The sequence below is a fragment of the Streptomyces sp. NBC_00028 genome, from assembly GCF_045041065.1.
Lineage (GTDB): Bacteria > Actinomycetota > Actinomycetes > Streptomycetales > Streptomycetaceae > Streptomyces.
On record NZ_CP108293.1, the window covers coordinates 9,457,597 to 9,472,693 of the forward strand.

General features: G+C 70.8%; 12 protein-coding genes. 9 read left to right on the plus strand and 3 right to left on the minus strand.

All coding sequences use genetic code 11. The annotated features are described in order from the left end of the window. Positions 1 to 6: 6 nt before the first annotated feature. Complete coding sequence (locus tag OG885_RS42880; protein WP_405742079.1) at positions 7 to 2,595, plus strand: hypothetical protein; 2,589 nt, start codon at positions 7 to 9, stop codon at positions 2,593 to 2,595. A gap of 328 nt (positions 2,596 to 2,923) precedes the next feature. Here the strand turns inward: OG885_RS42880 and OG885_RS42885 are convergent, their stop codons facing one another. Beyond that, positions 2,924 to 4,525, minus strand: a complete 1,602-nt coding sequence (locus tag OG885_RS42885) for an MFS transporter (RefSeq protein ID WP_405742081.1) — start codon at positions 4,523 to 4,525, stop codon at positions 2,924 to 2,926. 185 nt (positions 4,526 to 4,710) lie between these two features. Between OG885_RS42885 and OG885_RS42890 the strand changes: the two genes are divergently transcribed. Together OG885_RS42890 and OG885_RS42895 are read left to right on the plus strand one after the other, a co-directional pair. Beyond that, positions 4,711 to 5,349 carry a TetR/AcrR family transcriptional regulator gene (locus OG885_RS42890; protein ID WP_405742083.1) on the plus strand — a complete coding sequence of 213 codons (639 nt, stop codon included), beginning with the start codon at positions 4,711 to 4,713 and terminating at the stop codon, positions 5,347 to 5,349. Positions 5,350 to 5,402: 53 nt separating this feature from the next. Continuing rightward, positions 5,403 to 6,179: a DUF2993 domain-containing protein gene (locus OG885_RS42895; RefSeq protein WP_405742085.1), complete on the plus strand. Its 777-nt coding sequence runs from the start codon at positions 5,403 to 5,405 to the stop codon at positions 6,177 to 6,179. A 12-nt stretch (positions 6,180 to 6,191) separates the two neighbouring features. Here OG885_RS42895 and OG885_RS42900 read toward each other — a convergent pair whose 3' ends face one another. Next, complete coding sequence (locus tag OG885_RS42900) at positions 6,192 to 6,827, minus strand: TetR/AcrR family transcriptional regulator (protein ID WP_405742087.1); 636 nt, start codon at positions 6,825 to 6,827, stop codon at positions 6,192 to 6,194. Between the two features lie 135 nt (positions 6,828 to 6,962). Here OG885_RS42900 and OG885_RS42905 point away from each other — a divergent pair, with 135 nt between their 5' ends. The 5 genes from OG885_RS42905 to OG885_RS42925 are packed head-to-tail and all read left to right on the plus strand — an operon-like array spanning position 6,963 to position 12,972. Further along, positions 6,963 to 8,108, plus strand: a complete 1,146-nt coding sequence (locus OG885_RS42905) for a VOC family protein (RefSeq protein ID WP_405742089.1) — start codon at positions 6,963 to 6,965, stop codon at positions 8,106 to 8,108. A gap of 26 nt (positions 8,109 to 8,134) precedes the next feature. Next, on the plus strand, positions 8,135 to 9,073 hold the full coding sequence (locus tag OG885_RS42910) for a fumarylacetoacetate hydrolase family protein (RefSeq protein WP_405742091.1): 939 nt from the start codon (positions 8,135 to 8,137) through the stop codon (positions 9,071 to 9,073). Between the two features lie 19 nt (positions 9,074 to 9,092). Continuing rightward, positions 9,093 to 10,673 (plus strand): bifunctional 3-(3-hydroxy-phenyl)propionate/3-hydroxycinnamic acid hydroxylase, encoded by a 1,581-nt coding sequence (locus tag OG885_RS42915; protein WP_405742093.1) that lies wholly within the window; start codon positions 9,093 to 9,095, stop codon positions 10,671 to 10,673. Continuing rightward, the gene (locus OG885_RS42920; protein WP_405742095.1) at positions 10,670 to 12,637 is read left to right on the plus strand and encodes an acetoacetate--CoA ligase; all 1,968 of its coding nucleotides are present in this window, start codon (positions 10,670 to 10,672) and stop codon (positions 12,635 to 12,637) included. Before OG885_RS42915 ends, OG885_RS42920 begins: the two co-directional genes overlap by 4 nt. After that, positions 12,634 to 12,972 (plus strand): DoxX family protein, encoded by a 339-nt coding sequence (locus OG885_RS42925; RefSeq protein WP_405742097.1) that lies wholly within the window; start codon positions 12,634 to 12,636, stop codon positions 12,970 to 12,972. The genes OG885_RS42920 and OG885_RS42925 overlap by 4 nt, the downstream gene beginning before the upstream one ends. A 93-nt stretch (positions 12,973 to 13,065) precedes the next feature. On the opposite strand, the gene OG885_RS42930 is transcribed toward OG885_RS42925, so the two are convergent. After that, a complete protein-coding gene (locus OG885_RS42930) occupies positions 13,066 to 13,950 on the minus strand; it encodes a helix-turn-helix transcriptional regulator (RefSeq protein WP_405742099.1) in 885 nt (294 codons plus the stop codon). A 124-nt stretch (positions 13,951 to 14,074) separates the two neighbouring features. On the opposite strand from OG885_RS42930, the gene OG885_RS42935 reads away from it, so the two are divergent. Continuing rightward, entirely contained in the window at positions 14,075 to 15,097 is a 1,023-nt protein-coding gene (locus tag OG885_RS42935) for a zinc-dependent alcohol dehydrogenase family protein (protein WP_405742101.1), read from the plus strand.

Sequence of the window (15,097 nt, forward strand, 5' to 3'; positions counted from 1 at the left end):
GATCTGATGTCCCCGGAGAAACGGGCCTTCATCTGTGCGGAATTGTGCAACTACCTTGCCGCCGCAGGCCGGTTCGAGCGACTGGACTCCCTGCTCACGGATATCGACTTCCTCGCCCAGCGTTGCCGGTACGACGGGGTGGACGGAGTACTGCGCGACCTGGAGAACGCCCGTACGGCCTCGCCGCGACCCTGGCAGGACCACGCGCCACCGGCCCAGTTCACCCGCTTCCTGGCACGCTCGTCGCATTTGCTGCGCCGACAGCCGGCACTCATCTGGCAAGAGGCCCTCAACTGCGCGGAACCCGCGGTGACGGACGCCGCCGAGGCACACCGTGCGCTCATGCCCACCGAACCCAGGCTGCGCCGCAAGAGCCCACCGGTGGCGGACCACCACACCGGGCAGATCGTGTCCCTCGCCTTCTGGGGACCCGACCTCCTCGTGTCCACCACCGGACTGGAAGTCTGGGCATGGGACGTCGCCCACGCACGGGTGCGTGCCCGCTTCGACACCCCACCGGCACCGGCGAAGTCACTCTCGGTCTCACCCGACCGACGCCACCTGGCCGCAGGCTACGGTTCCCCCGACCCCTCGCCGCACCTGTCCGGGGTCCGTGTCTGGACGCGTGACGGCGCGGTACGAGCCACGCACGAACTGCGGGACTGGGTCTACACCGTTCGGTGGCGCTCCGCCCACCTGCTGGTCGCGGGCGGCGGGATGCCACAGGGCTCCGAGGCGAACGGGACCATCTGGCGCATCGACCTCACCCAGCAAAGCAGCGAGCAGGTCGACCACTGGCTCGCGGACCGTCCGGTCGTCCTGACCTGGGACCCCGTACCGGGCGACGCCGGACAGATGATGGCTCTGACCATGGACGGCTTCGTCCTGCACCTGACTCCCGACTACCGCCCCATCACACATCAGGAGGCCGTCGACCTCTCTTTCCGCCTGATGGAGGACGGCGACTACGCCGCCCACGACGAGCGGATGCTGGCCCGCCGACCCGTGGTCCTGCACCTGGCCGCGCCCGTCACCGACACCGCCGGCTTCGTGCGCGCCGCCGATGCCTTCCACCACGCGAACCGGATCTGCCTGCTGGGACACCGACCCGTGCCGCCCGAAATGGCGGCCTGGCACAGTGCCGTGGCCGACGGCGTGTACCTCCTGGACCTGGCCGACGGGGAGCACCTGCACTCCGGGTTCCACCGGCAACTGCTGGACGCCGGGTTCCGCGCCCTGTGCCTCGCGGTGTCGCCGGTGGACGAGCAGTTCGCCTACGGCGCCGGACACGGCCGGGCGTACGTGGGCACGATGAACGAGACGCGCATGATCCACCAGGGAGACGCCCCCGTGACCGCCGTCTGTTTCGACGATGCCGCTCACCTCGTGGCGGTCGGGGACGCGTCGTCGGGCGTCACGGTCTACGACGTCCGGTCCGGCGAGGCCCGGATGCGGACCCGGCGCCCCGCTCACGTGGTCGCCGCCGATGCCGACGTCGACCTGGTGCTCTTCGCGGACCGTGTCGAGGTCGGCGCCACGACGGTGCCCCTGCCCGAGGGGATGACCGGCATCGCCATGGCGTGCCGCGCCCGACTCGCCGTAGTCCTTTGCCATGCCGCAGAAGCACCTGCGGCCGATGCCGACTGGCTCGTGATCGTCGACCTGCGCACCCCGGCCGTGCTGGTGGCCGTTCCGGTAACCGTGCCGCACCGCGACCGGGCAGCCGACGCCACGGCGCCGGGGTTCCGCCAGGTGGAGGTGACCCTCGAGTCCGACGGATGCCGCGTGTACCTCGCTTCGCCCGACGGCGTGACCTCCTGCCTGCTGCTGGCACCCGAGACGCACACGGGCTTCGTCTTGCCCGAGGAGGTACGAGACCGTGAACGGTCCATGACGGCGATCCGCGTGGGACAGCAGGAACCCGACCTCGCCTGCACTCTGCTCGCCGTACTGCCTGAAGGAGTTCTGGCCGCATACGTCGACAACAGGGCATTCCCGATCGTCACCGGGGAGCTGCACCTGTGGACGCCCGAACACAGCGAAGTCATACGGTGCGACAGCGCCGTCACCGCACTGCGGGCGTCGTCGGACTTCATGGTCGTGGGCACAGAACACGGTGAAGCCATCGCGCTGCGCCGCTCCGACCGTACCTGGCACCGACTCTTCACCGTCCGCCATCCGGTCAACGTCACCTCGGTGGCCCTGGCCGAGAACCTGGCCTGCTCGGCATCTCGGGACGGCCTGATCCAGGTCTGGCCAACACGGGACGGCGTGAGCGTTCTCACCACCTCGCTCGATGCCGAACCCCTTTCCATCTGCCTGAACGGTCCGTCGCTGTCCGTCGTGGACACCGTCGGCCGCACCCACCGCTGGGACATCGAGAACCTCACCCTCGCGCAACCCGCACCACCACAGCCGTCGACCGTCGAGGAACTTCATCTCCAAGCGGCCGGCTGCATCGCTCGGGCGGTCGCCATGGCCTCAACGGGCAGGACCCGTAAGGCCGTTCGGCTTCTCGATGACCTGCCGGAGATTCCTCAACGCCCTGCCGTCAAGAAGTACTGGACAAGCCTGCTGCGGCAGAACCGGTTGTGACGCGCCCTCGATTTCAACGGCGTCTGGAAGGGTGTGCTCGTGCATGGTGACGACGAGACGGCGGCAGCGGGCGGGAACGGACCGGAGTGGACGGGGGTGGTCAGTCAGCGTCTCCGTTGCTGCGTCTGTGGTGGGTCGACTGATGGTGCCGAGGACTACGTGCTTGTTGAACTGACGGCGAAGGTCTCTGACGCGCGCCAATGGCTGGGCGCGCATGCGGAGCACCTGAACTCGGTCCTTGCGGAGGGGTTCTCCGTGGAGGTGCACGACACGTAGGGCCGCCGTGGTGGCCGCCGGAACCGGGGTTCCGGCCTCCGGTGTGCGTGACTCAGGCGTCCACGGTCTCGGTCTGCTCCTTCGTCGTCCGCGCGGCTTCCTGCGCCCCGTGCTCGCGGCCGGGCAGGACGGCGATGACGATCAGGGTGCCGACGGCCATGATGATGCCGCCGACGAGACTGGTGTGGGCGATGGCGTGGGCGAAGGACTCGTGCACCGCGCCGAGCAGGGTCTGGGCCTGTTCGGCGCCGCCCTGGGGGTTCTTGGCGACCTGCTCGGCGACCGCGATGCCGCCGCCCACCGAGTCCTTGGCGGTGTCCAGCGCGCCGGCCGGGAGGTGGCCGCCGACCAGGTCGGTCAGCTTGTCCTTGTAGGACGTGGCGAGCAGCGAGCCCAGGATGGCGATGCCGAGGGCACAACCCAGTTCCAGGGCGGTGTCGTTGGCGCCGCCTCCGACACCGAGTTCCGACTCGGGGAAGGAGCCCATGATGGTGTCGGTGGCGGGGGACAGGCTCAGGCCGATGGCGAAGCCGAGCAGCAGCAGGGGAGCCAGGAAGTCGGTGTAGGTGGAGCCCGACTCGATCTGGGTGAGCAGGAAGACGCCGACCGTGCCGATGACCATGCCGGCGCCGACCACCAGCTTCACGCCCAGCTTCGGGGCGATGCGTCCGGTGACCGCGGCACCGACGAACACGGCACCGGCCAGCGGCAGCAGGCGGATGCCGGTCTCCAGGGCGTTGTAGCCGAGGACGAACTGCAGGAACTGGGTGGAGTAGTAGATCGAGCCGAAGGTACCGAAGAAGAAGAACAGCACGGCGAGCATCGAGCCGCTGAAGGGACGCTCGGTGAACTTGCGGACGTTCAGCATCGGGTTCGGGTGCCTCAACTCCCAGGCCACGAAGGCCAGCAGACCCACTCCGGCGACGACGGCCGCGGAGATCGGACCGACGCCCCAGCCGAAGTGCGGGCCCTCGATGGTCGCGTAGACCAGGGAACCCACCGAGACGATCGACAGCAGACCGCCGACGTAGTCGATCCGCCCCATGCCCTCCGCCTTCGACGGCGGCACCAGGAGCAGTGCGCCCACGACGCCGAGGACGGCGAGGGGGACGTTCATCAGGAAGGTGGAGCCCCAGGCGTGGTTCTCCAGCAGCCAGCCGGCGGCCAGCGGGCCGGCGGCGATCGCGAGGCCGGAGGTCGCGGACCAGGCGGTGATGGCCTTGGCGCGCTCGGCCCGCGGGAAGATCGCGACGAGCAGCGAGAGCGTGGCCGGCATGACGACCGCGGCGCCGACGCCCATGATCGCGCGGGCGACGATCACCAGGCTCGTCTCGTCGACCAGGCCGCCCATGACCGAGCCGCCGACGAAGATCAGCAGGCCCAGGACGAGTGCGCCGCGGCGGCTGTACTTGTCGCCGATGGCGCCGAGCATGAGCATCAGCGCGGCGTAGGGGACGGTGTAGCCGTCGATGACCCACTGCAGGTCGCTGCTGCTCAGCCCCAGGTCCCTGGTCATGTCGGGGGCGGCCACGATCAGTGAGGTGTTCGCCATGACGACGATCAGCAGGCTCAGGCAGAGCACCAGCAGCGCCCACCAGCGCCGGGGGTAGGGCTCGGTCATCTTCTCGACGGGTGTCTTCGCAAAGAGCGGCATCGTGGGGCTCCTCGACAGGAGGGGAAGCGGGGCTTCGGGGGTGCGGATCGACGGGATCGGTGCGAGCGCGGCCAAGAGGGGCGCGGCGCCTCGGGCAGTTAATTGCCCACTGATGTGCAGACTAGTTTATTGCTCAGTGATGTGCAACTATCGAGCCGCCCTCCCCGTCGAACCGGAGGTCCGACATGACCCACGCACCCCTTCCAGCCGCTCTGGAACGCGGCCGGACCCTGCTCACCCGGGCCCGCATTCTCGAAGCGGCTCGGCAGGAACTCGGCCGCGACCCGGACAGCAGCCTCGGTGACATCGCCGAGGCGGCAGGCGTGGTGCGCCGCACGGTCTACGGCCACTTCAACGGCCGGGCCGCACTCGTCGAGGGACTGGTGGAGGAGGCCGCGCAGGCGCTGCGGCAGGCAGTCGCCGCTCCGCGGGAGCGGGTGGCGGACGCCGTCACGGAGCTGGCGCTGTTCGTCCTCGCCGTGTGGCCGGTCGGTGACCGCTACCGCATCCTGCTCCGCCTCGCCCCGCAGGACCTGGGGCCCGAGCGGGTCGTCGAAGTCCTCGCCCCCGCGCGCGACATGGCGGAGACGATCATCGCCCAAGGGCAGCGGCAGGGAGCCTTCCAGGCCGGCATTCCACCGGTCGTGCTGGCCCGGGCACTGGAGGGGCACCTGCTGGGGCTCCTGGACTGCGTGAACAGCGGTCTGTGGAGCGACGACGGCACGGGCACCGCGACCGCCGCCCTGATCGCGATGGGCGTGGACGGGCAGCGCGCCGCGACCTGTGTCCACGGGCTCGTCCGCCCCGGAGGCGATGCCGCCTGAGCCGCTCGCCCAGGCGCCACCGAGCACTTCCCAGGCACCCGAAGAGGAGAAGCATGTACCAGTCCCAGCACGACGAGGAGTACGTCGGTGAGCCCTACTACGGCGACGGATCCGTGTACGTCAGCCGCCCGACCCGGACCAGGCGGCGTCTGATCGTCGTCGCCGTGTCCCTGGCGGCCCTGCTCGTCGGCGCCGTCGCGGTCGACCGGGTCGCCGCGGGGCGCGCGGAGAGCCGTACGGCGCAGGCGTTCCAGGACGGAATGGGAACCGCCGATCGGCCATCGGTGCACGTCAGCGGCTTTCCCGTGCTGACACAGCTGGCCCGCGGCAGCCTCGACCACGTCGATCTCACCGCCCTCGACATCCCCGCGAAGGGCACGAGCCGGCCCCTGCCGGTGACGAGGCTGACGGTCGGGATGGACGGGCTGAAGGCTTCGGGGAGTGCCGACGAGGCGCACGCCCGCAGCGTTCGGGCGACCGCCCATCTGTCGTACGCGGACATGTCGAGCGCGCTCGGTGTGGAGGTTTCGCGGGGTGACGGGGCGGGCCGGGTCGACGCGACCGTGAGTCTGCCCCTCGCCGGTGACGTGACCGTGAGCGCGGCCGTCTCGGCGGTGAGCGGCAACCGCATCGCGTTCACCGACCTGCGCGCGGAGCGTGGTGACCTGCTGCCGCCGCTGAAATCACTGCTCGACAAAGCCCTGGACGAGCCCATTCCGCTGCGGAACGTTCCCCAGGGGCTGCGTCTGCGTTCGGTCACCACCACCGAGGACGGGATCGACGCCCGCTTCACCGGCCGCTCGGTCACCTTCCGTCCCGAGTCCGGTTGAGGTCGTTCGAGGTCAGTCCAGGTCGGGCAAGGGACGCCGGGCGACCTCGTGGGCGTCGTCCGCCGGCAGACCCAGCATGCGCAGCACCATTTCGGCGAGGTTCACCGCCGCCTCGTCGCCGTCGACCTCGGGGCGGGCGAACCGCAGCTCCACCAGGGCCAGCAGGGTGCCGCCCAGGGCTGTGAGGGCGACGACCGGGTCGAGGGTGGTGAAGCGGCCGGAGGCGATGCCGACCTCGAGATCGCGCAGGGCGCGTCGGGCGAGCCCGTTGTCCGCGTGGATGTGTCCGAGGCCGCGGCGGCGCAGGACCTGCATCAGCTCCGGATGGGAGTCGGCCATGCGGGCGCTGAGCCGGAAGCCGGCGGCGACCAGCTCCGCCGGGTCGTCGATCCCGGCCAGACGCTCGTCGAAGGCCTGGCCGAACTCCTCCATGGCGTCCACCACGGCCGTCTCGAAGAGCTCCGTCTTGGAGTCGAAGTGGTTGTAGAAGGAGCCGAAGCCGACGTCCGCGCGCTCGGCGATCGCCTGGATGCTCGCGCTGGTGTCCCCGGTCTCGGCGAGTATCTGCCGGGCCGCTCGTACGAGAGCCCCACGGGTCTCCGCGCGACGCCGCTCGAACCGGTTGCTGGGCAGGGCTGACGTAGACATGCGCAGAGTCTAGCCGTCGGGGCGATGGCGATCGCAGTCCTGATGAATTCATCATTTCCTGTCGCGAACACCTTGACGAAGAAACTGTCACAGTTGATGATTTCCTCATTACGGCAATGTTGCTCGGAGGGCACCATGTCTGAAATCCGCGTCAACGGGGCCGATGTCGTCACGGCCCACCAGGACCTCCACAGCGAGCAGGGCGCCCTGCGCGGCGAACGCCCCGGCCGCTCCCGGAACCCCGTCATCAAGGTGGCCGACCTGGCCTGGCTGGAGTTCGAGAAACCCGACCTCGACCGCGCCGAGGTCTTCGCCCGCGACTTCGGGTTCGGCGTCGCGGCGCGCACCGAACGGGAGCTGTGGCTGCGCGGCACCTTCGCCGGCTCGCCCTGCATGGTGATCCGCAAGGGCCGCACCTCCCGCTTCATCGGCCCGGCGTTCAGGGCCGCCGAGCGGGGCGACCTGGACCGGCTGGCCCGGGCCACCGGAGCCTCGGTACGGGAAGCCGACGTTCCCGGCGGTGGGAAGGCGGTCGATCTGCTCGACCCCTCGGGCTTCCCGGTACGGGTCGTGTACTGCGGCGAACAGCTCCCGGCGCTGCCGGAACAGCGGCCGCTGCCCCTGAACTTCGGTACGGATCACCGTCGTACCAACACCACCCAGCGCCCCCCGCGTGAGCCCTCCCGCATCCAGCGGCTCGGCCATGTGGTGCTGGAGACACGCGTGTTCGGCCGGGCCCTGGACTGGTATCTGGACACCCTCGGGATGATCGTCTCCGACTTCCTCTTCCTGGACGGACAGCGCGACCGGGGCCCCACGATGGCGTTCATCCGCTGCGACCTGGGCGTCGTACCGGCCGACCATCACACCCTGGCCATGCATCTGGGGCCGGGCACGGGCTACGTCCACTCCGCCTACCAGGTCACCGACCTGGACTCCATCGCCGCCGGTGGCGAGTACCTCAAGGAACGCGGCTACCGGCGCAGTTGGGGCATCGGACGGCACATCCAGGGCAGCCAGCTCTTCGACTACTGGCGTGACCCCGACCGCTTCATGCTGGAGCACTTCGCCGACGGCGACCTGTTCTCCTGCGACGTGGAACCCGGGTGGGCGCCCATGTCGACCAGCGGCCTGGCCCAGTGGGGCCCACCGGCCACGCGGGACTTTCTCGGCGCCGGCCCCTCCCCGCAGCGGGTCCGCGATGTCATCGAGGCGCTGCGCGGCGACAACGAGATGGACCCCGCCCGGTTCTTCGGCCTGCTCAAGGCCGCCAACTCCTGACCCGCACCTCTGAAGAAGGCACTGACATGAGCACCAATGTCCTGCGCACCACCGACGGCTGGTGGGCCGTCCGCGGCGACCGGGCCGTCCCGGTCGGGACCAAGGCCGTGACAACCGCCGATCTGCTGGCCGACCGCGCCGCCGTCCGCGAGGCCGCCGCCTCCGGCGAGCCGGGCACCCCGCTCGCCGATCTGGTCGCACTGTCGCCGGTCACCACGCCCTGCCGGGTCGTCGCCCAGATGGTCAACTACCGCAGCCACGCCCGCGATTCGGGCTTCAAAGGGGAGATCCCGGCCGCCTTCTTCCGCAAGGCGTCCGGCTCGGTCAGCGGCCCCGCCGAGGCCGTCGTCCGCCCCGCACACGTGACATTCCTCGACTACGAGATAGAACTCGGGCTCGTCATGGGCGCGCCCCTGCCCGTCGGCACCGTGGTCGAGGAGGGGGACCTGCCGTCGTACGTCGCCGGACTGGTCATCACCAACGACATCAGCGCCCGCGAGGTGCAGCTGACCAAGACCCAGTTCTACGAGAGCAAGTCCTACCCCACCTTCACGCCGACCGGCCCGTACCTGTCGCTCCTTGAGCCCGACGACTTCGCTCATCTCCTCGATCTGCGCCTGAAGTTGAGCGTCAACGACGAGCTGCGCCAGGACCGCACCCTGGCCGACATGATCGTCCGCCCGGCGCAGGCGCTCACCCTCCTCGCCCGGTTCCAGACCCTGGCCGCCGGCGACCTGCTGCTCACCGGCACCCCCGGCGGCACCGCGCTCAAGGCCCCGCCCAAGGCCGTCGAGAAGATCGGCGCGCTGCTCCCGCCCGCCGTGAAATGGAAGGCGTTCTTCAAGAGCCAGGCCAAGAACCCCCACTACCTCCGTGCCGGAGACATGATCACGGCGACGATCGCGACCCCGGACGGCCGCATCGACCTCGGCGAGCAGCGCACGCCCGTCGCGGACGCGAACTGACACCCGAGGTGAGCCGCACATGAACGTCGACGAATCCACACGTGTGCCCGTCGTGATCGTCGGAGCCGGGCCGGTGGGGGTGACTGCCGCCCTTCTCCTGGCCCGGCGCGGAGTCCGCAGCGTCGTCCTCGAACGCCACCGGGACGTCTACCCCCTCCCGCGCGCCGTCGCGGCCGACGACGAGATCCACCGGATCCTCCAGGCCGCCGGGGTCGGGGAGGAGTTCACCGCGATCTCCCGTCCGGCGGGCGGGCTGCGGCTGCTGGACGCCGGGCACCGGGTGATGGCCGAGTTCCGGCGCTCCCCGCACGGCCGCCACGGCTATCCGCAGTCCAGCATGTTCGACCAGCCCGAACTGGAGCGCGTGTTCCGCGACGCCCTGGCCCGGCATCCGGAATGCGAGCTGCGGGGCGGGGTCGAGGTCACCGGCGTCGGCCCGGACAGCACGGGCCCCGTACGCGTGACCTACCGCGCCGACGACGGCGAGCACGAGCTGTGGGCCGACGCGGTCCTCGGCTGCGACGGAGCGGGCAGCCTCACCCGCGAGGCGATCGGCGGCGTCTGGGAGGATCTGCGCTTCGAGGAACGCTGGACCGTCATCGACGCCGAGACGACGGGCCCCGTCCGTTGTTGGGAGGGCGTGGACCAGGTCTGCGACCCGCAGCGCCCGGGCACCTTCATGCGGGTCAACGACACCCGCTACCGCTGGGAGTTCAGGATCGGGGAAGGCCGGGAGACGGTCCGCGAACTGATCGCCCCCTGGCTTTCGCCCTCGTACGACGGGGACTTCGAGGTCGTCCGCGAGACGCAGTACACCTTCCGGGCCCGCGTCGCCGACCGCTGGCGCAGCGGACGGGTCTTCCTGCTCGGCGACGCCGCCCACCTCACCCCGCCGTTCATCGGACAGGGTCTGTGCTCGGGGCTGCGGGATGCCTACAACCTCACCTGGAAACTCGCCCGGGTACTCCAACAGGGCGGCGACGAACGGCTGTTGGACACCTATGAGAGCGAACGCAGGCCGCACGCCCGGCATGTGGTCCGCCTCGCGGTCGCCATGGGCTGGGCCATGACCGGCGGCCAGGACGGGGCCGCCGCGCTGCGCCGCCGGGCACTGGCCGCCGCCTGCCGCATACCCGGCCTGACCGAACTCGCCGGCCGCGATCTGAGCCCACCCCTGACCGCCGGACCGCTGGTGCGGCGTGGTGTGCGCCGGGGCCTGGCCGGCACCCACTGCCCCCAGCCGTGGGTGAGTATCGACGGCCGGCGCACCCGGCTCGACGAGGTGCTCGGCGATTCCTTCGCCCTGCTGACCGCCACCGAACCCGGCCCCTCCCTGACCGCGCTCGCCCACGGTCTCGGTGTGGACGCGGTTGCGGTGACCGACCTCGGCGACGACGGCACACTCGCCGCCTGGCTGCGCTCCGGACGCGCCGACGCGGTCCTGCTGCGGCCCGACCGCGTCGTCATGGACGTCATCCCGACAGGCGGCCGGGACTTCACGGCCACCACCGCCTGGGCGTCCCTCCTGCACACCACACGAAGCCCCGTTCCCTCCGAACGGAAGGCCCCGCAGAGCCTCTTGAGGAGCACGACGCGATGAGCACGCCCTTCTTCACCCCCGATCCGGAGACGGCGGCCGGCAGTCGCATCGCGGACTTCGCCCACTACGTCGGCGTGGACGACACCGACTACGCCGCCCTGCACCGCTGGTCCGTCACCCACCTGGAAGGCTTCTGGGGCGCGGTGTGGGACTACTTCGCCGTCGACGCCGACACTCCCTACGAACAGGTCCTGGCCGAGGAACGGATGCCCGGCGCCCGCTGGTTCCCCGGCGCCACCCTCAACTACGCCCACCACGCCCTGCGCAAGGTCAGGGACGACGACGCGGCGATCGTCGCCCTCGACGAAACCGGTTCCGGATACGAGGTGACCGGTGGGCGGCTGCGGGAACTGGTGGCCTCCGTCGCCGCCACCCTGCGCGGCCTCGGCGTCGGCAAGGGCGACCGGGTCGTCGGCTACCTGCCCAACACCCCGCACGCCGTCGTCGCGTTCCTCGCCGCCGCGAGCCTGGGCGCGGTGTGGTCGGTGTGCGGGCAGGACTACGCACCCCAGGCCGCCGCCGACCGCTTCGCCCAGCTCGAACCCACCGTGCTGATCGCCGCCGACGGCTACCTCTTCAACGGCACCACCCACGACCGGCGCGACGCCGTCCTCGAACTGGCCGGTGCGCTGCCGACGTTGAAGGCGACCCTGCTGGTCGATCACGTCGGTCTGCCCTGGCCGACCCGGGCCTACCCGACGCTGGTCGTGCCCTGGGAGGACGCCTCGACCCGCACCGAGCAACTCAGCTGCGTACCGGTGCCGTTCGACCACCCCCTGTGGGTCGTCTTCTCCTCCGGCACCACGGGCCTGCCCAAGGGCATCGTCCACGGCCACGGCGGTGTGCTCCTGGAACACCTCAAAACCCTCGGCCTGCACTCCGACCTGGGCCCGGACGACCGACTCCTCTGGTACACCACCACCCACTGGATGATGTGGAACCTGGTGGTCTCCACCCTCCTGACCGGCGCCACGACCTGCACCTACGACGGCAGCCCGGCACCCTTCGCCCAGCCCGACGTCCTGTGGGAGCTGGCCGCCCGCCACCGCGTCACCGTCTTCGGCACCAGCCCCCAGTACCTGCTGGGCATGTCCAAGTTCGGCATCGACCCCTCGGTGCACGACCTGTCGTCGATCCGTGTGGTCGGCTGCACCGGCTCCGCCCTGCCCGCCTCCGCCTACCCCTGGGTCCGCGACCACGTGGGGGAGAGGGTGCTGCTGGCCTCCATCAGCGGCGGCACCGACATCGTCTCCGGCTTCGCGGGCAGCGCACCCAACACCCCCGTCTGGGCAGGGGAGTTGTCCGCACCGCACCTGGGCGTGGCGCTGGCCGCGTACGACGCCGAGGGCCTGCCGGTCACCGGCCGGGTCGGCGAGCTGGTCGTCACCCGCCCCATGCCCTCCATGCCGCTGTACTTCTGGAACGATCCCGACGGCATCCGTTACCGGGACGCCTACTTCTCCTCGTACCCCGGCATCTGGCGGCACGGCGACTGGATCACCCTCACCGGTCATGGCTCGGTGATCGTGCACGGCCGCTCGGACAGCACGCTCAACCGCAACGGGGTCCGCCTCGGCAGCGCCGACATCCATGACGTCGTCGAGCGCCTCCCCGAGGTCACCGAGGCGCTGGTCATCGGCGCGGAGGAGCCGGACGGCGGCTACTGGATGCCGCTGTTCGTGGTCCCGGCGCCCGGCGTGACACTGGACGACGCCCTGCGCGACAGGATCCGTGACGCCGTCCGTACGGGCGCCTCACCGCGCCACGTCCCCGACGAGGTGATCGAAGTGCCGGGCATCCCGCACACCCGTACCGGCAAGAAGCTGGAGGTCCCGGTCAAGCGGCTGCTCCAGGGTGCGCCGGCCGAGCAGGTCGTCAACCCCGCCACCGTGGACAACCCCGATCTCATCGACCACTACGCGCGACTGGGTGCCGAGCGTCGCGCGGGGAGGACCAGCGCGTGACCACCGTGTCGGCCATCGCCCTGTCCCTGGTCTTCCTGCCGCTCGGCCTGGCCAAGATCGCCGCCGTGCCGGTCATGCGGCAGGCGGCGGCCCATCTCGGCATGTCTACCCGCCTCTACCGTGTCGTCGGCGCGCTGGAGATGGCCGGCGTCGCCGGTCTGCTGGCGGGGCTGTCCTGGACGCCGCTGGGCGGCGCCGCGGCGACCGGCCTCGCCCTGCTGATGGCCGCGGCGGCGGTGGTCCACCTGCGCCACGGCGACCCACCGCTGCGGGCGGCTCCGGCCGCCGTACTGGCCCTCATCGCGGTGACGCACGCGGCGGCGACCGTCAGCTGACGCGTGTCCTGTACGGGCCGGGCACCGGCAGCCCCCTGTGAGGGCGGGGGCTCTGGGCTCGATGGCCCCGGACGTCGGCCCCTGCTCGCGACGTCACGCCTCAGGGGCGACCCGGCCGGGCGCGGTCTGTGGCTGCCTCTGCGTCGCGGCCCAGGTCGCCAGCAGGGTGAGACCGTCCGCGCTGGGCGTTCCGGGAACCGCGGTGTAGGTGGTGATGGAGACGTGCGGGTCGCCGGGCAGGGCGAAGTCGTCGTACGCCAGGTCCATCCTGCCGATGGCCGGGTGGTGCACGACCTTGCGTCCGCGCGAGTGGCGGCGCACGTCGTGCCGGGCCCACCGGGTGCTGAAATCGGTGCTGCGCGTGGAGAGCTCCCCGATGAGTTCGGTCACCTGCCGGTCCAGCGGGTCGCGCCCGGCGGTCGCGCGGAGTATCGCGACCACCTGGTCCTTCGCCTCGTCGAGGTCGGTGTAGTAGGCCTGCGCACGTGGGTCGACGAACACGTATCTGGCGAGGTTCGGTGGCGGCCCGCCCGTGGTGAACAGGTCGGCGTACAGGGCGCGGCCCAGTTCGTTGGCCGCGAGGAGATCGAGACGGCCGTTCTGGATGACGGCGGGCACGCTCATGGAGTCGAGTACCTGCTGCACGGACGCGGTGATGGGGGAGGTGCGCTGAGGGCGCTTGCGGCGTGCGCCCGGTGCGACGTTGCGGGCCAGGTCGTACAGATGGGCGCGCTCGTCGTCGTCCAGTTGCAACGCACCGGCGACCGCGTCGAGGACACTCTCGGACGCGCCACCGATCCGCCCGCGCTCCATACGGGTGTAGTACTCGACGCTGAGGCCCGCGAGCATCGCCACCTCCTCGCGCCGCAGCCCCTGGACGCGGCGGTGGCCTGCGACGTAGGGGAGCCCGGCCTGCTCAGGTGTGATCCTCGCCCGGCGGCTCATGAGAAAGCCTCTGATCTCCTGCTGGAACTCCATGGCTTCCAGGCTAGGACGCCTGTTCCGGGTGTGGGGGGCCCTGACAGTGCCTGGCACGCGTGCGCGATGCGCGGGACGGTGGCTCGGTACCTCAGAAAAGCCGTGCGAAAAGGAACGTCAGCACATGCGTGGAACAGTCATTCATGCCCCGGGCGACATCCGGGTCGAAGAGCGAGAGAATCCCGCGATCGTCGCGCCGACGGACGCGATCGTCCGTGTGTCCGCCAGCTGTGTGTGCGGCTCGGACCTGTGGGACTACCGAGGCATCAACGAGGTGGCCCGGCCGACCCCGATGGGGCACGAATACGTCGGCGTCGTCACCGAGATCGGCGCCGAGGTCAAGGACATCGAGGTGGGCGACTTCGTCATCGGTTCGTTCATGGCCTCGGACAACACCTGCGAGATCTGTGAGGCCGGCTATCAGTCACGGTGTGCGCACGGCGAGTTCGTCGGCGCCGGTGGGGCGCAGGCGGAGTACCTGCGGGTGCCGCTGGCCGACGGCACCCTCGTCGCGACTCCCGCCGTGCCGGACGACGACCTGATCCCCTCGCTGCTGGCCGCCTCCGACGTGCTCGGGACGGGCTGGTTCGGCGCGGTGGCCGCCGAGGCCGGGCCGGGCAGGACCGTGGCCGTGGTCGGCGACGGAGCCGTGGGCCTGCTCGCGGTCCTGGCCGCGAAGCAGCTGGGCGCCGAACGCATCATCGCGATGTCCCGGCACGCGTCGAGGCAGCAGCTCGCCCGTGAGTTCGGCGCGACCGACATCGTGGCGGAGCGCGGCGACGAGGGCGTCGCCCGGATCAAGGAGCTCACCGGCGGATACGGCGCCCACAGCGTGATCGAGGCCGTCGGCACCCAGGAATCGATGATGCAGGCCATCCGCGCCACCCGCCCCGGTGGGCACGTGGGATACGTGGGTGTGGCCCACGGGGTCGAGCTTCCCGGCGAGGAACTGTTCTTCTCCGAGGTGCATCTGCACGGCGGGCCCGCTCCGGTGCGCCGGTTCCTGCCCGAGCTGATCCAGCTCATCTGGGACCGCGAGATCGACCCGGGCAAGGTCTTCGACCTCACGCTCCCGCTCGATCAGGCCGCTGAGGGCTACCGGGCGATGGACGAGCGCCGCGCCATCAAGACCCTGCTCAAGCCCTGA